At 56.7% G+C, this 20,142-nt stretch carries 20 protein-coding genes; 9 read left to right on the top strand and 11 right to left on the bottom strand.

Annotated features, from left to right (window positions below; translation table 11 throughout):
• The first annotated feature begins 1 nt into the window (after position 1).
• Positions 2 to 913, top strand: coding sequence for an N-acetylglucosamine kinase (nagK, locus tag ACMGEE_RS04520; protein ID WP_369896092.1), 912 nt, complete (start codon positions 2 to 4; stop codon positions 911 to 913).
• Positions 914 to 923: 10 nt separating this feature from the next.
• Positions 924 to 1,754 carry a Sir2 family NAD+-dependent deacetylase gene (cobB, locus tag ACMGEE_RS04515; protein ID WP_253454556.1) on the top strand — a complete coding sequence of 277 codons (831 nt, stop codon included), beginning with the start codon at positions 924 to 926 and terminating at the stop codon, positions 1,752 to 1,754.
• A gap of 131 nt (positions 1,755 to 1,885) precedes the next feature.
• Here cobB and ACMGEE_RS04510 read toward each other — a convergent pair whose 3' ends face one another.
• Together ACMGEE_RS04510 and ACMGEE_RS04505 are read right to left on the bottom strand one after the other, a co-directional pair.
• Complete coding sequence (locus ACMGEE_RS04510; RefSeq protein ID WP_436829733.1) at positions 1,886 to 2,194, bottom strand: EthD family reductase; 309 nt, start codon at positions 2,192 to 2,194, stop codon at positions 1,886 to 1,888.
• 211 nt (positions 2,195 to 2,405) lie between these two features.
• On the bottom strand, positions 2,406 to 3,581 hold the full coding sequence (locus ACMGEE_RS04505) for a benzoate/H(+) symporter BenE family transporter (protein ID WP_436829732.1): 1,176 nt from the start codon (positions 3,579 to 3,581) through the stop codon (positions 2,406 to 2,408).
• Positions 3,582 to 3,675: 94 nt separating this feature from the next.
• Here ACMGEE_RS04505 and ACMGEE_RS04500 point away from each other — a divergent pair, with 94 nt between their 5' ends.
• On the top strand, positions 3,676 to 4,281 hold the full coding sequence (locus tag ACMGEE_RS04500) for a helix-turn-helix domain-containing protein (protein WP_301251731.1): 606 nt from the start codon (positions 3,676 to 3,678) through the stop codon (positions 4,279 to 4,281).
• A 68-nt stretch (positions 4,282 to 4,349) separates the two neighbouring features.
• Positions 4,350 to 5,585, top strand: coding sequence for a peptidase T (gene pepT, locus ACMGEE_RS04495; protein WP_436829731.1), 1,236 nt, complete (start codon positions 4,350 to 4,352; stop codon positions 5,583 to 5,585).
• A gap of 37 nt (positions 5,586 to 5,622) precedes the next feature.
• Here the strand turns inward: pepT and ACMGEE_RS04490 are convergent, their stop codons facing one another.
• The 8 genes from ACMGEE_RS04490 to rluE all read right to left on the bottom strand — a co-directional run bounded on the left by ACMGEE_RS04490 (position 5,623) and on the right by rluE (position 13,487).
• Positions 5,623 to 6,750 carry a ribosomal protein uL16 3-hydroxylase gene (locus tag ACMGEE_RS04490; RefSeq protein WP_253454551.1) on the bottom strand — a complete coding sequence of 376 codons (1,128 nt, stop codon included), beginning with the start codon at positions 6,748 to 6,750 and terminating at the stop codon, positions 5,623 to 5,625.
• A gap of 96 nt (positions 6,751 to 6,846) precedes the next feature.
• The gene (gene phoQ / locus ACMGEE_RS04485; RefSeq protein WP_125289644.1) at positions 6,847 to 8,307 is read right to left on the bottom strand and encodes a two-component system sensor histidine kinase PhoQ; all 1,461 of its coding nucleotides are present in this window, start codon (positions 8,305 to 8,307) and stop codon (positions 6,847 to 6,849) included.
• The gene (gene phoP, locus ACMGEE_RS04480; RefSeq protein ID WP_125289645.1) at positions 8,307 to 8,975 is read right to left on the bottom strand and encodes a two-component system response regulator PhoP; all 669 of its coding nucleotides are present in this window, start codon (positions 8,973 to 8,975) and stop codon (positions 8,307 to 8,309) included. The genes phoQ and phoP overlap by 1 nt, the downstream gene beginning before the upstream one ends.
• A 148-nt stretch (positions 8,976 to 9,123) precedes the next feature.
• A complete protein-coding gene (purB, locus tag ACMGEE_RS04475; protein WP_125289646.1) occupies positions 9,124 to 10,494 on the bottom strand; it encodes an adenylosuccinate lyase in 1,371 nt (456 codons plus the stop codon).
• Between the two features lie 18 nt (positions 10,495 to 10,512).
• Entirely contained in the window at positions 10,513 to 11,154 is a 642-nt protein-coding gene (hflD, locus tag ACMGEE_RS04470; RefSeq protein WP_125289647.1) for a high frequency lysogenization protein HflD, read from the bottom strand.
• A gap of 50 nt (positions 11,155 to 11,204) precedes the next feature.
• Positions 11,205 to 12,302: a tRNA 2-thiouridine(34) synthase MnmA gene (mnmA, locus tag ACMGEE_RS04465; protein WP_125289648.1), complete on the bottom strand. Its 1,098-nt coding sequence runs from the start codon at positions 12,300 to 12,302 to the stop codon at positions 11,205 to 11,207.
• A gap of 58 nt (positions 12,303 to 12,360) precedes the next feature.
• A complete protein-coding gene (locus ACMGEE_RS04460) occupies positions 12,361 to 12,837 on the bottom strand; it encodes an NUDIX domain-containing protein (protein WP_125289649.1) in 477 nt (158 codons plus the stop codon).
• Between the two features lie 17 nt (positions 12,838 to 12,854).
• A complete protein-coding gene (gene rluE, locus ACMGEE_RS04455; protein ID WP_301251732.1) occupies positions 12,855 to 13,487 on the bottom strand; it encodes a 23S rRNA pseudouridine(2457) synthase RluE in 633 nt (210 codons plus the stop codon).
• Between the two features lie 131 nt (positions 13,488 to 13,618).
• Between rluE and icd the strand changes: the two genes are divergently transcribed.
• The gene (icd, locus tag ACMGEE_RS04450; RefSeq protein WP_301729699.1) at positions 13,619 to 14,869 is read left to right on the top strand and encodes an NADP-dependent isocitrate dehydrogenase; all 1,251 of its coding nucleotides are present in this window, start codon (positions 13,619 to 13,621) and stop codon (positions 14,867 to 14,869) included.
• 484 nt (positions 14,870 to 15,353) lie between these two features.
• Here icd and ACMGEE_RS04445 read toward each other — a convergent pair whose 3' ends face one another.
• Positions 15,354 to 16,382 (bottom strand): LacI family DNA-binding transcriptional regulator, encoded by a 1,029-nt coding sequence (locus ACMGEE_RS04445; protein ID WP_253454548.1) that lies wholly within the window; start codon positions 16,380 to 16,382, stop codon positions 15,354 to 15,356.
• A gap of 287 nt (positions 16,383 to 16,669) precedes the next feature.
• On the opposite strand from ACMGEE_RS04445, the gene ACMGEE_RS04440 reads away from it, so the two are divergent.
• Genes ACMGEE_RS04440 through ACMGEE_RS04425 form a run of 4 tightly spaced genes read left to right on the top strand, consistent with a single transcriptional unit; the run spans position 16,670 to position 20,110 of the window.
• Positions 16,670 to 16,990: a PTS sugar transporter subunit IIB gene (locus ACMGEE_RS04440; protein ID WP_253454547.1), complete on the top strand. Its 321-nt coding sequence runs from the start codon at positions 16,670 to 16,672 to the stop codon at positions 16,988 to 16,990.
• Positions 16,990 to 18,309 (top strand): PTS sugar transporter subunit IIC, encoded by a 1,320-nt coding sequence (locus tag ACMGEE_RS04435; protein ID WP_253454546.1) that lies wholly within the window; start codon positions 16,990 to 16,992, stop codon positions 18,307 to 18,309. Before ACMGEE_RS04440 ends, ACMGEE_RS04435 begins: the two co-directional genes overlap by 1 nt.
• Positions 18,309 to 18,650 (top strand): PTS lactose/cellobiose transporter subunit IIA, encoded by a 342-nt coding sequence (locus tag ACMGEE_RS04430; RefSeq protein WP_253454545.1) that lies wholly within the window; start codon positions 18,309 to 18,311, stop codon positions 18,648 to 18,650. The genes ACMGEE_RS04435 and ACMGEE_RS04430 overlap by 1 nt, the downstream gene beginning before the upstream one ends.
• A gap of 20 nt (positions 18,651 to 18,670) precedes the next feature.
• Positions 18,671 to 20,110, top strand: coding sequence for a 6-phospho-beta-glucosidase (locus tag ACMGEE_RS04425; protein WP_301251736.1), 1,440 nt, complete (start codon positions 18,671 to 18,673; stop codon positions 20,108 to 20,110).
• The last annotated feature ends 32 nt before the right edge of the window (positions 20,111 to 20,142 follow it).

Raw genomic sequence — 20,142 nt, 5'->3', positions numbered from 1 at the left:
CATGTATTACGGCTTTGACGTCGGCGGCAGCAAAATCGCGCTTGGCGTCTATAACGAGCAGCGCCAGCTTATCTGGAGCCAGCGCGCCGCCACGCCCACGCATGATTACGCGCAGCTGCTCGACAGGCTGGCGGCGATGACGGACGAAGCCGATAAGTTCTGCGGCACGCGGGGCAGCGTCGGTATGGGCATCCCTGGGCTGCCCGTGCCGGATGACGGCACGGTCTTTACCGCCAACGTGCCGGCGGCGCAGGGACAGCGCCTGCAGGCGGATCTGAGCCAGCGGCTGGGGCGGGAAGTGCGTATTGATAATGACGCCAACTGTTTTGCGCTGTCGGAAGCCTGGGACGACGAGTTCAAAGCCTATCCGGTGGTGCTGGGGCTGATCCTGGGCACCGGCGTGGGCGGCGGGCTGATAGTGGAAGGCAAACCGCTGACCGGACGCAACTTCGTCGCAGGCGAGTTTGGCCATATGCGGCTGCCGCTGGATGCGCTGGAAGTGCTGGGCCGCGACGTGGCGCAGCCTCTCTGCGGCTGCGGCAAGCGCGGCTGTATCGAGCCGTGGCTTTCCGGGCCGGGCTTTGCCCGCCTGTGGCGGCTGCATAATCAGTCAGATCTCAGTGCGCCGGAAATCGCCAGCCGTTATTATCAACGGGACGAGCAGGCCATAGCCCATACCGCCCGCTATCAGGCGCTGTTGGCCGTTTGCCTGGCAAACTGGCTGACGCTGGTGGATCCGCATCTGGTGGTGCTGGGCGGCGGGCTGTCTGGTTTTGGCGCGCTTTACGACGGGCTGGAGCAGCAGGTGGCAACGCATCTGCTGCCGCGAGCAAAGCCGCCGCGTTTTGCCAAAGCCCGCCATGGCGATGCAGGCGGCACGCGCGGCGCCGCTTTTTTGCACATTAAGGATTAGAGGATTTAACATGCGTACACCCCGTCGCCGGCTGAGACTGGCTCGCTACAAGAAAACCCGACGCAAGGTGCAGCAGCGTTTGCGTCAGCGCATTTTCGAACGCGACCGCAATCTGGAGATCGCCATGCATCCTTTACCGCGAGTTGTTGTCCTGACCGGCGCAGGTATCTCTGCCGAGTCGGGGATCCGCACTTTCCGGGCTGCCGACGGCCTGTGGGAGGAGCACAAGGTGGAAGACGTGGCGACGCCTGAAGGCTTCGCGCGCGATCCGCAAAAAGTGCAGGCGTTTTATAACGCCCGCCGTCGCCAGCTGACCAGCGGTGATATCCAGCCCAATGCGGCGCACAAAGCGTTGGCCGAGCTGGAAGCCGCGCTGGGCGACCACTTTCTGCTGGTGACGCAAAATATTGATAACCTGCACGAACGCGCGGGCAGTCGTAACGTTATCCATATGCACGGCGAGCTGCTGAAGGTACGCTGCGTCTCCAGCGGCCAGGTGCTGCACTGGCAGGAAGACGTCAAGGAAGACGATCGCTGCCACTGCTGTCAGTTCCCGTCGGTGCTGCGGCCGCACGTGGTGTGGTTTGGCGAAATGCCGCTACAGATGGATGAGATCTATCAGGCGCTGGCGCAGGCGGACTACTTTATCGCTATCGGCACCTCCGGCCACGTCTATCCGGCGGCGGGCTTTGTGCATGAGGCGAAACTGCAGGGCGCCCACACCGTCGAGCTGAACCTGGAGCCAAGCCAGGTCGGCAGCGAATTCGAAGAGAAAGAGTACGGACTGGCAAGCGAGGTGGTGCCGGAATTTGTGCAGCGTCTGCTGGCGAAGATCAAGTAACCCATGCCATATGGGACGGCAACCTGCCGTCCTTTTTCTGCATGGCTTTTGCGATTGTGTATATGATTGCCGTTACGTTTCTCAGGCAAAAATGCAGTTCAGGCGGGATGGCTTCCGCCTTTTCGCCAGTGTTACGCCACGACTTCAGAAATCCACTTCACTGACTTGATATTAGTAAAGTTTGCAACATCACCCACAATCTCATCGATATGGCCTTCCATGCCTTTTTGCAGATCCTCGACAGAGCGGCAAACCAGATGGCAGGCGGCAACATAAGGTGCTGGCGTACCTTCAGGTGTGCCAATGATTTTGTCGATGGAGAAGGACACCAGATAGTCGCCCATCCTTGCCTGGATCAGCGGCAGATGCACATCGCGATAGTAGTCATGATCGAACTCACCGTTTTCAACGTTCGGGTATAACACGCTATATTTAATCAAATTTCACCTCTTTGGTTGCGCCCGGCACGCAGCGCGCCGGGTAATCCTCATTATAGCGAGGAGGCACGCAAGGTGATTAGCGCTCTGAGTCACGACTGTATCTGTGCTTTGCCTTTGGCAGCGTGGCTGATACAGCAGGCCGCGCGCATAGTCTCTGGCGCAACGGCAGTCACGCCAGCCGGTAAAATAGCGTTCAAATCGGCAACCCGTCTTAGCGGCGTGGCAAACAAAACACCAGATGCGCCACTATCCCACCCACCAGCCCCCAGAACGCCGCGCCAATCCCCAGTAGCGACAGGCCCGACGCCGTGATCAGAAAGGTAATCACCGCAGCGTCACGTTGTTTATCCTCCGCCAGCGCGCGCTGCAGGCTGCCCGCTATTGTTCCCAGCAGCGCCAGCCCGGCGAGGGTATGAATAAGCGCAGGCGGCAGCGCGCTGAACAGCTGACCAATCGCGCCGCCAAACAGGCCCGCCAGCAGATAGAAAAAGCCTGCGCAGACCGCGCCCCAGTAGCGACGCTGCGGATCGGGATGCACGTCCGGCCCCATACAGATTGCCGCCGTAATGGCCGCGATACAGACGGAAAAACCGCCGAAAGGAGAGAGCAGCAGCGAAGCCAGCCCGGTCCAGCTCATCAGCGGCGAAACGGGCACCGGATAGCCTGCCGCTTTCAGCGTGGCGATGCCGGGTGCATTCTGTGAGGCCATCGTCACTATAAAAAAGGGAACGCCAATGCCGAGCAGCGATGACCAGCTAAAATGCGGCGCGATAAATGCCGGCACGGCAAAGGTCAGCGGCTGCTGCGAAAGGTGGATCTCTCCTTTTATCGCCGCGACGGCCAGACCCACCAGCAGCGTCAGCACAATGGCGTAGCGCGGCAGAAAACGGCGCGCTAACAGGTAAGCCAGGCACATGCTGGCCGTCAGCGTAAAATCAGGCTGCAGCGAGGCGAAAGCATCCAGACCAAAACGCAATAAAATACCCGCCAGCATGGCGGCGGAAATCGCCTGCGGAATATGGTTCATCAGGCGTGCAAACAGGCCGGTCACGCCGCAGAGAAAAATCAGCCCGGAAGCAAAGATAAATACGCCGATGGTTTCCGGCATCGGCGTGCCGGGCAGGCTGGTGACCAGCAGCGCCGCGCCCGGCGTAGACCAGGCCGTCAGCACGGGCGCGCGATAATAGATCGACAGCCCAATTGAGGTCACGCCCATTGCCAGACCCAACATGCTTAGCCAGCCGCCAGTCTGCGCCGCCGTTGCGCCGGCGGCCCCGGCGGCCTGGAAAATAATGGCGGCAGAGCTGGTGTAGCCCACCAGCACCGCGACAAATCCCGCCACCACGGCAGGAAAAGTCAGGTGACGTAAAGAAAAGGCAGGACGCATGATCCTCTCCCGATTGACCGTTATAACGCACAAGCTAGCACTGTGCGCTATAACGCACAAGTGTTATGCTAAGGAAAAAAACGGGGGAGTTTTGATGCCACAAACACTACCGGAACCTGGTCGTATTCTGAGAGCGCTGCGCCTGGCGCGCGGCTGGAGCCTGACGGAAGCCGCCGTGCAGACAGGCGTCAGCAAAGCGATGCTTGGCCAGGTAGAACGCGGCGAATCCAGCCCAACCGTGGCGACGCTATGGAAGATAGCGACCGGTTTTAACGTGCCTTTCTCGCATTTTATTGCCGACCCCGCCCCTGAGAGCGCCTTTCTTCGCAGCGTAGGAACCGATGGCTGGCGACAGCAGCATACGACCATGCAGGCCAGCCCGCTGTTTCCCTTCGATCGCCAGTTGGGTTTTGACATGCTGGTGGTTGAGCTGGCCGCCGGCGCGCTCAGCGAGTCTTCCGCCCATGAGCGCGGCGTAATTGAACACGTTGTCGTTATTGAAGGCGAACTCCGGCTGGCGACCGGCGCGCAATGGCATACGCTTAAAGCAGGCGAAGGGCTGCGTTTTCAGGCCGATACGCCGCACAGCTACCGCAATGACGGCACAGCGCCGGTGCGTTTTTACAGTCTGATCCACTATCCGTGCGCCTTTAGCCTTCCGGGCGGGGGCGCGCCGAAGCCGCAGGATCCGAGCAGGTAACTGACCTGACGCAATAAACGTCGGGCAAAATAACAGATAATAACCGTCCGCACTCAGAGGGAAGGCAGATGACAAATTTACTCGAACGCTTCTTGCACTATGTTTCATTCGACACGCAGTCCAAAGCACATGTTCGGCAGGTTCCCAGTACGGAAGGGCAATGGCGGCTGGCTCGTGAGTTAAAACAGGAGCTGGAAGCGCTGGGGCTGAGCGACGTCACGCTGAGCGGGCACGCCATCGTTATGGCGACCCTGCCTGCAAACGTTGCCTGGCCTGTACCAACCATCGGGTTTATCGCCCATATGGACACGTCGCCGGACTTTACCGGTAAAAATGTTAATCCGCAGATCGTTGAGAACTATCGCGGCGGCGACATCGCGCTGGGCATTGGCGATGAGGTGCTGTCGCCGGTGATGTTCCCCGTGCTGCACCGCCTGACGGGCCACACGCTGATCACCACCGATGGTAAAACGCTGCTGGGCGCGGATGATAAAGCGGGCGTGGCGGAGATCATGACGGCTATCGCCCGGCTGAAAAGCGAGAACGTGCCGCATGGTGATATCCGCATCGCTTTTACCCCGGACGAAGAAATAGGCAAAGGCACCAGCTGTTTCGACGTGGCGGCTTTTGGCGCCGAGTGGGCCTATACCATCGACGGCAGCGATCTGGGCGAGTTTGAATATGAGAATTTCAATGCCGCTTCCGCTACCGTGAAGATTGTCGGCAACAACGTGCATCCCGGCAGCGCTAAAGGCGTAATGGTCAACGCGCTGGATCTGGCGATGCGTTTTCACGCCGCCATGCCGGAAAAAGAGGTGCCGGAGCAGACTGAAGGCTATGAGGGCTTTTACCATCTGCACGGTATCAAAGGCAGCGTGGATAAAGCGGAGCTGCACTACATCATCCGCGATTTCGACCGCGACAGCTTTGAAGCCAGAAAACAGGTGATGAAAGATATCGCCGCCACGCTGAGCGAGGGCAAACAGCCGGGCGTCAGCATTGACGTGCAGACGGAAGACAGCTATTACAACATGCGCGAAAAGGTCGAAGTGCATGCGCATATTATTGAGCTGGCGCTACAGGCGATGCGGGAAAGCGGCGTGGAGCCGGTGACGAAGCCGATACGCGGCGGGACCGACGGCGCGGCGCTGTCGTTTAAGGGACTGCCTTGCCCGAACATTTTTACCGGCGGCTATAACTATCACGGCAAGCACGAGTTCGCCTCGCTGGATATTATGGAAAAAACGGTGACGGTGATTATGCGCATCGCGGCGCTGACGGCGGAAAAAGCGAAAAAATCCTGAGCAAGTAAAAACGGCCCTGAAATCAGGGCCGTTACGGTTATTCTTCTTCGCTGAAGTACCAGTAGCCGCTGTTAACCAATGCCGCCAGCTGCGCCAGGAAAGACGGATCGTCCAGCGCCTCGCCCAGATCCGCCGCGTGCACGGAATGCTGATTCGCTAACACCCGCAATGCGTCCGGCCGCTGCGATTCAAGCTGCTCGCCGTTAACGAACACGGCATCGCCAATAGACAGCACGCGCAGGCCGCCCAGACGTTGCAGGCTGTCGCCCTGTTGCAGCGCGTCGTAAATCTCATCCGGCTGGTAAGGGGGTTCCGGCGGCGCCACATCCAGTTCGTGGCGGGACTGGGAGATAAACTCGCCAAACCACTGGTTAAAGTGTTCCGGCTGGTTAATCACTTCCAGCATCATTTCGCGGATACCGTCCAGCTCCTGCGGCAGAATTTCTGCGGTATTTTCACGCGCTGGCACGTCCGGATCGGTAAAGCGACGGCTGCCCAGCTCGCGCGACAGCACATAGTCCGCAAAGCCGCTAATCAGCTCGCGGCCGCTTGGCGCGCGGAAGCCAACGGAATAGTTAATCGCGCTTTCCAGCGAGTAGCCTTCGTGTGGGAATCCTGGCGGAATATAAAGGATATCGCCCGGTTCCATTTCCTCATCAATAATCGCGTCGAACGGCTCGACCTGTAGCAGGTCCGGATGCGGACAGTGCTGCTTCATGGCCACTTTTTCGCCCACGCGCCAGCGGCGACGGCCGGTGCCCTGAATGATAAAGACATCGTACTGATCCAGATGCGGACCAACACCGCCGCCGGGCACGGAGAAGGAGATCATCAGATCGTCAGTGCGCCAGTCCGGCAGAAAGCGGAAAGGGCGCATCAGCGCGGCCGACGGCTCGTGCCAGTGGTCGACCGCCTGCACCAGCAGCGACCAGTTGTTTTCGCCAAGGTGGTCAAAGCTTTCAAACGGCCCGTGCGCGACCTGCCACTTGTCGTTGTCATGACTGACCAGGCGGCTGTCGACCTCGTTTTCCATCGCAAGACCGGCCAGCTCGTCCGGCGAAATAGGATCGACAAAATTTTTAAAGCCGCGCTTGAGCACGACGGGACGCTTTTGCCAATAGCGCTGGATAAAATCGGGCCAGTTGAGATCGAGCTGATAATCCATAATGGGTCTTCCTGAAACGCTGAATTTCATCGATTATAACAGTCGGAAAGGATGGCAGGGAAAAGCATTTGCGGCCGCCGCCGCAAATAGCCGCCTTCAGGGTTTTTCGCCGACCACTTCCTGACGGCGGAAGATGACTTCCATTCGGGCGCCGCCCAGTTCGCTGGTGGTGGCGATGATATCGCCGGCATACTGCTCCACGATATCGCGCGCTACGGCCAGACCAATGCCCTGGCCGGGACGCAACGTGTCGGCGCGCTGACCGCGAATAAAAATCATATCGCGTTTGCTTTCCGGAATGCCCGGCCCGTCGTCTTCCACGATCAAATGCAGCTCATCGTCGGTCTGGCGACCCCGGATTTCCACAAATTCCAGGCAGTACTTGCAGGCATTATCCAGCACGTTACCCAGCACTTCCATAAAGTCATTTTGCTCGCCGACAAAGGTAATTTCCGGCGAGATATCCAGCGTCAGCTCCACGCCTTTCAGCTGATAAACCTTGTTCAGTGCCGAACAGAGGCTGTCCAGCAGCGCCGGCACGGAATGCAGCTCGCGCTTCAGCACGTTGTGATCGGCCTGCATGCTGGCACGGTGCAGATAGTAGCCGATCTGCTGCGAGATACGGCTGATCTGCTCCAGCATAATAGGTTCGGCCTGCTCGACGGAAAGGTTGCGGCCGCCGCGCAGCGAACGCAGCGTGGTTTGCAGCACCGCCAGCGGCGTTTTCAGGCTGTGGGTCAGATCGCTGAGCGTGGTGCGATAGCGGGTGTAGCGCTGACGCTCGTTATCCAGCAGGAAATTCAGGTTGCGCACCAGGCTTTGCAGCTCCTGCGGCGTTTCGTCGGCCAGGGTTTCGCGCGTGCCGTGCTCCAGCTCGCGCAGCTGTGCGGCCAGCAGGCCTATCGGCCGCAGGCTCCAGTGCGCGGCCAGCCACAGCAAAGGAATGACCAGCAGCAGGTTGACCAGCAGCACATAGCTGAACCACGACCATACCACGTCGGAATGCTGCAGCTCCTGAGGAATAGAATCCACCACGACCACGGTCAACGCCGGAAGGGTCGGCGTCGCCGCGTAGCGGTTTACCGCTACCGAGTGGGTAAAAGTGTCGTTGTTATCGTCGTCATAGGCGGTCAGCTTATTTTGCGCTTCCTTATTATCGCCCAGCGCCTGGCGACTGATGTTGTTATCGGCGTCAATTTCATAGAAATCAGCGCGTTTAAGCCATTCTCGCTTGATGCGAGAACGGATCTCCGGCACGTCGCGCAGCTGCCACAGCAGCTTGCCGTCCTCGTTATAGATAAAAACCAGGGTAGGGAAGTTAAGCGATACCCGCTCGGGCTGGGCAATGGTTAACTGGTTATTCTGCCACTGCGCCAGCGTAAAAAAGAGATTGCTCTCCGCGCGCATTACCCGGTAGGTGTTTTTATCAAAACTGACCACGTAGCCGACAACGGCCACCATGCCATAAGAGAGCGACAGGATCAGCACGACCGCCGCCGTAGCTAACAGAAAGCGGGCGCGCAGTGAAAAAGGCGTATCAGGACGAAGTAACGTCATTAAAGATCGAACCGATAACCCTGCCCGCGGACGGTGGTGATCACATCCTGCGGCCAGACGGCCTGAATTTTTTTACGCAGGCGCCCCATCAATACGTCGATGGTGTGGCTCTCACGCAGTTCAGCGTCGGGATAAAGCTGGAGCATTAGCGAATCTTTGCTGACGACCTTACCGGCATTGCGGATCAGCGTTTCGATAATGGTGTATTCAAAAGCGGTCAGCTTAATTTGTTGCTCGTTGACGCTCAGCTCGCGCCGCGACAGATCGACCTGAAAAGGCGCCAGCGAGATGATTTGTGAAGCCAGGCCGCTGTTGCGCCGCATCAGCGCCTGCATACGGGCCACCACTTCTTCAATATGAAAAGGCTTGGTCACGTAGTCATCGGCACCGGCTTCCAGCGCTTCTACCTTAGCCTGCCAGCCTTCGCGAGCCGTCAGCACCAGGATCGGCTGTTTGACTTCCAGACCGCGCCAGCGGCGGATCATCGTCATGCCGTCTTCATCCGGCAGGCCTAAATCGACCAGGGTAATATCGGGGGTATGTTCGGTAAGAAAATAGTCAGCTTCTTTGGCATCTTCCGCCGCATCTACCTGATGGCCCATTTCGCGCAGCTGCACGGCCAGATGATGACGCAGTAAGGGATTATCTTCCACAATCAATACGCGCATAACATTATCCTTTCAGTAGATTCGGTCAAAGACCGGGGCCGATTACGATCTGAGGAAAGTATAGGTTAAAGCAGATAAACAATAGATTAACACAGGCCGACTTGCGTCGGCCTTCTGATGTAGCGCGAACCAGACGTCGCGCGGAAAATTACGGCAGCTCGTCGACCATCTGCACCGCGCGGCCCAGATAGTTGGCCGGCGTCATCAGCTTCAGGCGGGTTTTCTCTTCTTCCGGCAGCGCCAGCCCGTCAATAAAGGCTTTCATCCCCGCGGCATCCACGCGCTTGCCGCGCGTCAGCTCTTTCAGTTTTTCATAAGGTTTTTCAATACCGTAACGGCGCATCACGGTCTGGATCGGCTCCGCCAGCACCTCCCAGTTGTGATCCAGTTCGTCCAGCAGACGATCGCGGTTCACTTCCAGTTTGGACACGCCTTTCAGCGTCGCCTGGTAGGCAATCAGCGCATAGCCCATGCCAACGCCCAGGTTGCGCAGCACCGTAGAGTCGGTCAGATCGCGCTGCCAGCGGGAAACCGGCAGCTTGCTTGCCAGGTGCTGCATCACGGCGTTAGCCAGCCCCAGGTTGCCCTCGGAGTTTTCAAAGTCGATTGGGTTGACCTTATGCGGCATGGTGGAGGAGCCAATTTCGCCCGCAATGGTTTTCTGCTTAAAGTGGTTCAGCGCGATATAGCCCCACACGTCGCGATCGAAGTCGATCAGAATGGTATTGAAGCGCGCGATGCAGTCAAACATTTCGGCAATGTAGTCGTGCGGCTCGATCTGGGTGGTGTAGGGGTTCCAGGTAATGCCCAGCGAGGTGACGAAGCTTTCGCTCATCTGGTGCCAGTCCACTTCCGGGTAGGCGGCGATGTGGGCGTTGTAGTTGCCGACCGCGCCGTTGAGTTTACCCAGCACCTCGATGCGCTCCAGCTGACGCAGCTGGCGCTCAAAGCGGTAGGCGACGTTCGCCATCTCCTTGCCGAGCGTGGAAGGCGTGGCGGGCTGGCCGTGTGTACGGGAAAGCAGCGGAATATCGCGATACTGTACCGCCAGGTCTTTAACCGCCGCGATAATTTTGTTCCAGTAGGGCACGATGACTTCACGACGCGCAGTGTTAAGCATCAGCGCATGCGAGAGGTTGTTGATATCTTCAGAAGTACAAGCGAAGTGAATAAATTCAGATACGGCGTGCAGCGCGGCAACCGGCTCTACTTTCTCTTTCAGGAAATACTCAACCGCTTTGACATCATGGTTGGTGGTACGCTCGATGGTTTTAATACGCGCGGCGTCTTCTTCGTTGAAATTAGCGACAATGGCATCAAGGTAAGCGTTTGCGTCAGCGTCAAATGCAGGAACTTCCTTGATCTCTGCGCAGGCGGCCAGTTTCTGTAACCAGCGTACTTCAACCTCAACGCGGAATTTCAGCAGGCCAAATTCGCTGAAAATAGCGCGCAGCGGGCTGACTTTGTCGCCATAACGGCCATCAATAGGGGAGACGGCAGTCAGAGAGGATAATTCCATCAGTGTAACTCCTGAAGATTAAAGAGGTTGGGGACAACGGGATAAAATTTGTTTCGCCTCTTTCACAAGGCGATTGCGTGAAAACATCAGCTGCAGGCGGCCGCCGCCTACCTGATGCCAGAGTACGGCGGAGCGAATACCGGCCAGCAGCGCGGCGCGGACTTTGCTCTGAATTTGCGAGTTTTGCAGCACGGCGGGCGAGCCGGTGACCTGGATACGCGGGCCAAGCGGGCTAATCACATCCACATAGATGGCGGCCATAGCGCTCAGCAGCGTATCGGATTCCAGGTCGTAATGCGCCAGCTGGCGATCCAGCTGCGCAATGCGTTTTGAGAGTTCGTCCAGCGCGGTTTTACTGGCGCTCAGCTTGCGCTCCAGCACCATCATGCTCAGGGTATAGCGCGTCAGCTCCGCGCCCGCGCCGTGACGGCTGCTGCTGTTCAGCACGGCAATCAGCGTCTCCAGCCCGAAGCGCAGGTTCTCTTCTTTGCCACCGTAAACGGCGAGCGTCGAGGAGGGGTTGAGATCGACCACGCTCGACAGCGACACCTTTAGCGACTCGGGCGGGCAGTGTCCCTGATGCGCCAGCTGCTGCACCAGGTGCGCGCCCTGGCAGATGCCCGCGAGGGCCAGCGTAATGTCGTAATAATTTTTCGCCACGGTAACTCCTGTATGCGCCGCCGGACAGAGGCCCGCCCGGCATAACCTTTTTAAAGCGGCAGACGCTCTTCGATAATGCCGCCGCCCAGACAGATTTCACCCTGATAGAACACGGCGGACTGGCCCGGCGTGACCGCCGCGACCGGCTCGTCAAAACGCACTTCCAGCCGATCGGCACCCAGCGGCGTTACCGTACAGGGAATATCGCTCTGGCGATAGCGGGTTTTCACCGTGCAGCGCATTGGCGCGGCGATAATTTCGCGGTCGACCAGATGCAGCTGCTGGGCGATCAGCCCGACCGACATCAGGCGCGGATGGTCGTGACCCTGCGCAACCACCAGCAGATTGTTCGCCACGTCTTTATCCACCACGTACCACGGCTCTTCGCTGCCTTCTTTGGTACCGCCGATCCCCAGTCCTTTGCGCTGGCCCAGCGTGTGATACATCAGCCCCTGATGCTCGCCCACCACGTCGCCTTCCGTACTGACGATAGCGCCGGGCTGAGCGGGCAGATAGCGCCCCAGGAAATCGCGGAACTTGCGTTCGCCGATAAAGCAGATGCCGGTAGAGTCTTTCTTCTTCGCCGTCACCAGTTCCAGATCTTCGGCAATGCGGCGCACTTCTGGCTTGGTCAGTTCACCAACCGGAAAGAGGCTCTGCGCAATTTGCTCATGGCCCAGCGTGTAGAGGAAGTAGCTTTGGTCTTTGTTGTCGTCCAGACCGCGCAAAAGCTGGCTTTTGCCGTCAACGTCGCGGCGACGCACGTAGTGACCGGTAGCGATAAAATCCGCGCCCAGATCTTCGGCCGCGAACTCCAGGAAGGCTTTGAATTTGATCTCTTTGTTGCAGAGAATATCCGGGTTAGGGGTGCGGCCAGCCTTATACTCTTCGAGGAAATGCTCGAACACGTTGTCCCAGTATTCCGCCGCAAAGTTCACCGTATGCAGGTGGATGCCCAGCTTGTCGCAGACCGCCTGCGCATCCGCCAGGTCTTCCGCTGCGGTACAGTATTCCTCACCGTCGTCCTCTTCCCAGTTTTTCATAAACAGGCCTTCAACCTGATAGCCCTGCTGTTGCAGTAACCAGGCGGAAACGGAGGAGTCCACGCCGCCGGACATACCGACGATCACTTTTTTACCTAATGACATGAGAAATACCCGACTTTGAGTTGCAGTTAAAGGCTGCACTTTAAAATTGCGGCATATTCTACCACGCGTCGGCGGCGGGCGCATCCTCGCTAAAGGGCCACTGGAACGCGCTCAGCACCTCAAGCGGATAGCGTACGCCCTGCTGATAAATCCGCAAACTTTCGGCAACCAGCGGCGAACGGAGCTTTTTCGCACCGATAATCGCCTCCGGCGGCAACCATAATGCGCGATCGATATCGCGATCCTGAGGGCTGGTCGGCAGCATTTTCGGTAAATCCAGCGCGAACAAAAAACGCAGAAACGGCGTATTGTCGGGCGCGATCCATTGATGAAGCCGCAGAAAAACCTGAGGAACGGCCTCCAGGCCCGTCTCCTCGTACAGCTCGCGCGCGGCGGCCTGCAGCAGGGTCTCGTTGGCTTCCAGGTGGCCTGCGGGCTGGTTCCAGGTGGCGCGGCCGCGCACCATTTCCTCAACCACCAAAAACTGGCCTTCCGCCTGAACGACGGTGGCTACGGTAACGTGCGGTTTAAACATGCTGACTCCTTGCAGGCTCAGAGGGGAAAGTCGCCGGTGACGTCGCGCCATTCGCCGGGCGATAAGTTTTGCAGCTCCGTATTGCCCATAGCAAAGCGGATCAGACGCAGGGTAGGGAAGCCGATATGGGCGGTCATGCGCCGCACCTGACGGTTCCGACCCTCGAATAAAGTGATTTTCAGCCAGCTGGTGGGAATAGCCTTGCGCTCGCGTACCGGCGGGTTGCGCGGCCAAATCCACTCCGGCTCCTCGACGATTTCTACGCCAGCGGGCAGCGTAGGGCCATCTTTCAGATTAACGCCATCGCGCAGCGGCTGAATATCACGCTCGCCCGGTGCGCCTTCCACCTGAACATAATAGATTTTTCCGGTGCGTTTGCCCGGCTGCGTCAGCTTAGCCTGCAGCGCGCCGTCGTTGGTCAGCACCATCAGGCCTTCGCTGTCGCGGTCCAGACGGCCGGCAGCATAAACGCCGCTAACGGGAATAAAATCTTTTAACGTGCTGCGGCCTGCCTCGTCGCTGAACTGCGGCAGGACGTCAAAGGGTTTGTTAAAAACGATAACACGCCTTGGCCCCTTGTCGGCGGCTTTGGCGCTGCGGGCCGGGCTGAATCGTTTAAGGCGGTGATTATTAACGGAAGATTTACGCATAGTCTTTGCACTTGTTCACAATGGGCGCATTATAACGCAAAGCGGTGAAGATTGGCGCGGCGTGAATATTCGAGTAGTATTGACGCGCATCTTACAAATCATTAACAAAAAAGCGCTCGAAGGAGAGGTTAATGGAAAGCAAAGTAGTTGTTCCGGCGGAAGGTCAGAAAATCACCCTGGATCAGGGCAAGCTGAACGTCCCAAACAATCCAATCATCCCTTTTATTGAAGGTGACGGTATTGGGGTCGACGTTTCTCCCGTGATGATCAAGGTGGTCGATGCCGCCGTGCAGAAAGCTTATAACGGTGAGCGTAAAATTTCCTGGATGGAAATTTATACCGGTGAGAAATCAGTAGAGCTGTACGGCCAGGACGTCTGGCTACCGCAGGAAACCCTCGATTTAATCAAAGAGTACCGTGTGGCGATTAAAGGCCCACTGACCACGCCAGTTGGCGGCGGTATTCGTTCCCTGAACGTGGCCCTGCGCCAGCAGCTGGATCTTTATATCTGTCTGCGCCCGGTCCGTTACTATACCGGCACGCCAAGCCCGGTTAAACGTCCTGAAGAGACCGATATGGTGATCTTCCGCGAAAACTCCGAAGATATCTATGCCGGTATCGAGTGGAAAGCCGGTACGCCGGAAGCGGATAAGGTGATCAAATTCCTGCGCGACGAAATGGGCGTGAAGAAAATTCGCTTCCCTGAGCAGTGCGGCATCGGCGTGAAGCCATGTTCAGAAGCAGGCACCAAGCGCCTGGTACGCGCGGCGATTGAATACGCCATCACCAACGATCGCGATTCTGTGACCCTGGTGCACAAAGGCAACATCATGAAGTTCACCGAAGGCGCATTCAAAGACTGGGGTTACCAGCTGGCGAAAGACGAGTTCGGCGGCGAGCTGATTGACGGCGGCCCGTGGATGAAGATCAAAAACCCGAACACCGGCAAAGAGATCGTTATCAAAGACGTGATCGCCGATGCGTTCCTGCAGCAGATCCTGCTGCGTCCGGCAGAATATGACGTTATCGCCTGTATGAACCTGAACGGCGATTACATCTCCGACGCCCTGGCGGCGCAGGTTGGCGGTATCGGTATCGCACCTGGCGCAAACATCGGCGACGAATGTGCGCTGTTTGAAGCCACCCACGGTACGGCGCCTAAATATGCAGGTCAGGATAAAGTGAACCCGGGTTCCGTTATTCTGTCCGCAGAAATGATGCTGCGTCACATGGGCTGGTTCGAAGCCGCAGACCTGATTGTTAAAGGTATGGAAGGTGCCATCGCGGCCAAAACCGTTACCTATGACTTCGAACGTCTGATGGATGGCGCTAAGCTGCTGAAATCTTCAGAGTTTGGCGATGCTATGATTCAGCACATGTAAGCTGAGTTTTGCAATATGTAGCCAACATAGGATGTAAATTTTATGTTGGCTTTTTATATTCCAGGCCTTTATCCAAATCCTTTTAAAACGGTACATAATAAGCGCAGTTTAAATAGTGCTAACGCCCCGTCTCGCAATGGAAACAGGTTATAACCCACTATTAAAAGGGGCATCCCTGAACCGTTTCCACATCTGATTATTAAGATGTCCGGATCTCTTCACCACACAATATCCTGGGGCTACATGACGTGCCGTGCTCCCTTTTAGTGATTGCTCTAAGCGTGGCAATGCCATCGCCTTTGAAAAATTTGCAGATAATATAAATAATTCTACTGTTTCATGCAAAAGTGGTGTGATCGCTACAGAGTTATAACAGCACATCTGACGGGAGAGAGAATCCCCAGGCTATACCTCAGGAAACCGTGAGATCGCCGGGTTTGTAACGGGAAAAGTAAGATAACGGCTTGCCGATCCCTGGCAGGCTTCATCTCTCCTGTGCCTTACCATAAGGCCCGATCCCCACCGACTGTCGGCGGATCAGTTCGCCCGGCATCAGCGCCAGCGGCTCGACCTGCCCGCCATCCAGCATTTTCGCCAGCTGCATCATCGCGCTGGACACCATCTTTGCAACCGGCACGCGTACGGTAGTCAGCGCTGGCGTCACATAGGCGGCGACGGGGATATCATCAAAGCTGAGCAGGGAGACATCGTCCGGCACTTTCAGCCCCACGGCGCTCAGCGCGCAGGCGGCGCCGATCGCCATATCGTCATTACTGGCGACAATAGCGGAAAACCTGACGTTGCGCCGCAGCAGCTCGCAGGCCGCCAGCCTGCCGCTCTCGTTAGTCCAGCCGCCTTCCAGCATCAGCGCCGGATGTGGCGTAATCTCATGCCGTTTTAGCGCGGATAAATAGCCGTTCAGTCGACTGAGACCGGTGTGTGATCCCGCCATGCCTTTGATAAACGCGATTTCCCGATGTCCCTGGCCAATCAGATAATCTACCGCCTGGAACGTATCGTTTTCATGATCGGCGCAGACGGCATAGTGTGGGAACGTTTTTAAACTGCGGTTCAGGATCAGCATTGGCTTACTGATCGTCGGGATCAGCGCGTCGATCTCTTCTACGCTCAACGATCTTGGATAAATGATCAGGGCATCGCAGCGGCTGTCGATCAAAAAATTGATGGCCTGCCGCTCCTGGTCCGCCGTGTGTTTGCCGTCGGCCAGCACCAGCTGCGACCCCAGCTGTTCGGTCAGCGTCGCTACCTGATAGAGCAGCTCGCTAAAAAAGGGGCCGTTATAAAGGGTATTGGGCACCATCAGGCCAATGCTCTGGCTGCGGTTGGTCGCCAGATTACGCGCCAGTAAGTTAGGCCGGTAGCCCATCTCCTCCACGGCGCTCATGACCTTGTCCCGCACCGTTTTCGACACGTAGCCATGCCCGGCCAGCACGCGAGAAACGGTCGCTTTTGAGACGCCAGCACGCCTGGCCACATCCAGCATCGTAATCATGGAGAGTTTCCTTTCTGTATCGGCCGCTTATTGTAACCAAAAACGCAGCGGTTAAAACCCGCATTTTTTTCTCGCCACGCCAGAAAAGATTAAATGATGCACGGTAAATATATTCAGGTGCGTCATAAATAAATAATCTGTAACCGGTCTCACATTATTTTATGTTTAGCGATAAATAAATTACTGAATGAGTGGGTGATGGATCACAAAAAGCAAAAAGAGGATCTGTAACCGGTTGCAGGCTGATCGAATGGCGCGTAAAAATTCAGGAAACAAAGGGGGATGTTATGATCAAGATATTATTATGTTGCTCTGCAGGCATGTCCACAAGCATGGTGGTGCAGCGGATGGAAAAGGCCGCCGTAAAGCTCGGGATTGATACGAAAATTCAGGCAGTTGGCATGGAAGAGTTCAGCGAAAAGATCGCTGATTTTGACTGCTGCCTGCTGGGCCCGCAAATCAAATACAAGCTCAATGATTTTCAGAAATGCGCGGCCGAATACCATAAACCGGTTGCCGTTATTAACACCATGGATTATGGGATGCTTAACGGCGAAAAAATTCTGCAATCCGCCCTGTCGCTTATTGAATCTCATCAGGGGGCATAATGAGCACACTGGCCGATTCGCTGTTTGGGGTGATTGAAAATCGTATCAGTCCGGTAGCCGCGCGCTTATCTTCACAAAGACATGTTGTCGCTATTAAAGATGGCTTTATTGCTTCCATGCCGTTTTTAATTGTAGGTTCCTTTATGCTGTTGTTTTCTCATCCGCCGTTCAGTGAAAACAGCCAGTGGGCTTTTGCAAAATGGTGGCTGGGCATCGTCAGGCAATATAACGACCAGCTGATGATGCCTTACAATATGACGATGGGGATTATGGCCGTCTTCATCACCAGCGCTATCGCCTATAACCTGGCGCAGAGCTATAAGCTCAACGGCCTGATGGCCGCGCTGCTCTCGCTGATGACCTTTCTGGTGGTCGCCGCGCCGCAAAAAGATGGTGCGCTGTCGGTTGCCTCTCTGGGCGGTGAGGGCATCTTCACCGCCATTCTTATCAGCCTGTACTGTACCGAAATCATGCATCTGCTGACGAAATACAATATCGGCTTTAAGCTTCCCGAACAGGTGCCGCCCAAAATCCGGCAGTCTTTCGATCTGCTGATCCCGATCCTGGTTATTTTCCTCACGCTTTATCCGCTGAATCTGCTTATGGAGAGCCATTTCGGGCTGATCCTGCCGCAGGCAATTATGTCTCTGTTTGCGCCAATCCTGTCCGCTGCGGACTCATTGCCCGCCGTGCTGATAGCCGTGCTGCTGTGCCATCTGCTCTGGTTTGCCGGCATCCACGGCGCGGCAATCGTCGGCGGCCTGCTCCAGGCGTTCTGGCTGGCTAACCTGGGTATTAACCAGGAAGCGCTTAACGCGGGGCAGGAGGTCACCAAAGTCTTTGTTGAGCCGTTCTGGCAGTTCTTTATTACGGTGGGTGGCTCCGGCGCGACTATGGGTCTGGTGATCCTTTATCTGCGCAGCAAGTCTGCCCATCTGCGCTCGATCGGTCGTCTGGGCCTGGTTCCCGGCATGTTCAATATCAACGAGCCCATCATTTTCGGTTCGCCGGTAGTAATGAATCCGCTGCTGTTTATTCCCTTTGTGACCACGCCGCTGATCAACGCGGTTATCGCCTGGACAGCGACGCGCACCAACCTGATTAACCATGCCATTTCCCTGGCGCCGTGGACTACGCCCGGCCCGATTGGCGCTGCCTGGTCTACGGGGTGGGACTGGCGCGCGGTGGTGCTGGTCGCGTTTCTGATTGGCCTGTCGGCGTTAATTTATTACCCGTTCTTCAAAATGTATGAACGCCAGCTGCTGCAACAGGAAGCGGAAATGGCTGACGGCATGGTTCTGGCTGAGGAGACCAAATAATGGATGCACCACAGGATATGGAAACGACGGTGATGGAGCTGATTATCCATGCCGGTGAAGCGCGCTCTGCTGCCATGCAGGCGCTCCAGGCGGCGCGAAAGCATAGCTGGGAAGAGGCAGACGCCTCGCTGCTGGAGGCGACAAAAGCCGTGCGTGAAGCACACAGGATCCAGACTGAGCTGATCGGCGCGGACGAAGGCTGCGGCAAAATCCCGGTCAACCTGATCCTGGTGCATGCACAGGATCACCTGATGAACGCCATGCTGTGCCGTGAGCTGGTGGAAGAGATTATCTACCTGCATCGTGAAGTGCAGGAGCTGACCAAAACCCGTACGCAGTAGTTTTTAAAAAGGAACCATTTATGTCTGACAAATTACCCGCTGATTTTTTATGGGGCGGCGCCGTCGCTGCTCATCAGGTTGAGGGCGGCTGGCAGGAGGGCGGCAAAGGCCCGAGCATTGTCGACGTGCTGACGGGCGGTTCGCACGGTGTGGACAGAGAAATCACCGACGGCGTGATTGCCGGTAAAAATTATCCTAATCACCTCGCCACGGATTTTTATCATCGTTACAAGGAAGATATCGCGCTGTTTGCGGAAATGGGCTTTAAGTGTTTCCGCACCTCTGTCGCCTGGACGCGTATTTTCCCGCAGGGCGACGAGGTCGAGCCTAACGAGGCGGGCCTGAAGTTTTATGATGACGTTTTTGACGAGCTGTTAAAGCACGGCATTGAGCCAGTGATCACGCTGTCGCACTTTGAAATGCCGCTGCATCTGGTTAAACAGTATGGCGGCTGGCTTAACCGGGAGCTGATTGACCTCTTTGTGCGCTACAGCGAAGTGGTGCTAAAGCGCTATAAGCACAAAGTGAAATACTGGATGACCTTTAACGAGATCAACAATCAGCGCAACTGGCGCAAGCCGCTGTATGGCTACAGCAACTCCGGCGTCATTTTTACCGATCACGAAAACCCTGAAGAAGTGATGTACCAGGTGCTGCATCACCAGTTTGTTGCCAGCGCCAGAGTGGTGAAGCTGGGCCACGCCATCAATCCGGATTTTAAAATTGGCTGCATGCTGGCGATGGTGCCGCTCTATCCGTGGTCCTGTCATCCGGACGACGTAATGTACGCGCACAAAGCGATGCAGCAGCGCTATCTGTTTGGCGATGTGCATATGCGCGGAGCTTACCCTGCCTGGGTTCGCAAAGAGTGGGCGCAGCGCGGATTTACTATCAATATGGCGCCGGAAGACGAGCAGACGCTGCGCGAAGGCTGCACCGACTACCTTGGCTTCAGCTACTACATGAGCAACGCCGTAGAGTACGCGACCGCCCGGCAAACTGACGATACGCCGCTGGAGGCGTTCCCCGGCAGCCGCAAAAATCCGCACGTAAAAGCTTCCGACTGGGGCTGGCAGATCGATCCGGTCGGCCTGCGCTACACGCTTAACGTGCTCTATGAACGCTACCAGAAACCGCTGTTTATCGTGGAAAACGGCTTCGGCGCGTTCGATAAGGTTGAGGAGAACGGCGAGATCAACGACGACTACCGTATCAGCTACCTGCGCGAGCATATTGTGCAGATGAAAAAAGCCGTGCTGGAGGATGGCGTCGATCTGATGGGCTTTACGCCCTGGGGCTGTCTGGACTGCGTCTCTTTCGGCACGGGACAGTACGATAAGCGCTACGGTTTTATTTACGTTAACCGCAGCGATGACGGCAGCGGCGATTTCTCCCGCGCCAAAAAGAAAAGCTTCGACTGGTATAAAGAGGTTATCGCCTCTGACGGTGCATCCCTTTAAATCCGGCTGACCGGAAAGGCCTGACGGGCGAT

The organism is Erwinia artemisiae (assembly GCF_051400835.1).
Lineage (GTDB): Bacteria > Pseudomonadota > Gammaproteobacteria > Enterobacterales > Enterobacteriaceae > Erwinia > Erwinia aeris.
Note: the sequence above shows the minus strand (reverse complement) of the source record. Positions and strands in the feature narration are given on the sequence as shown.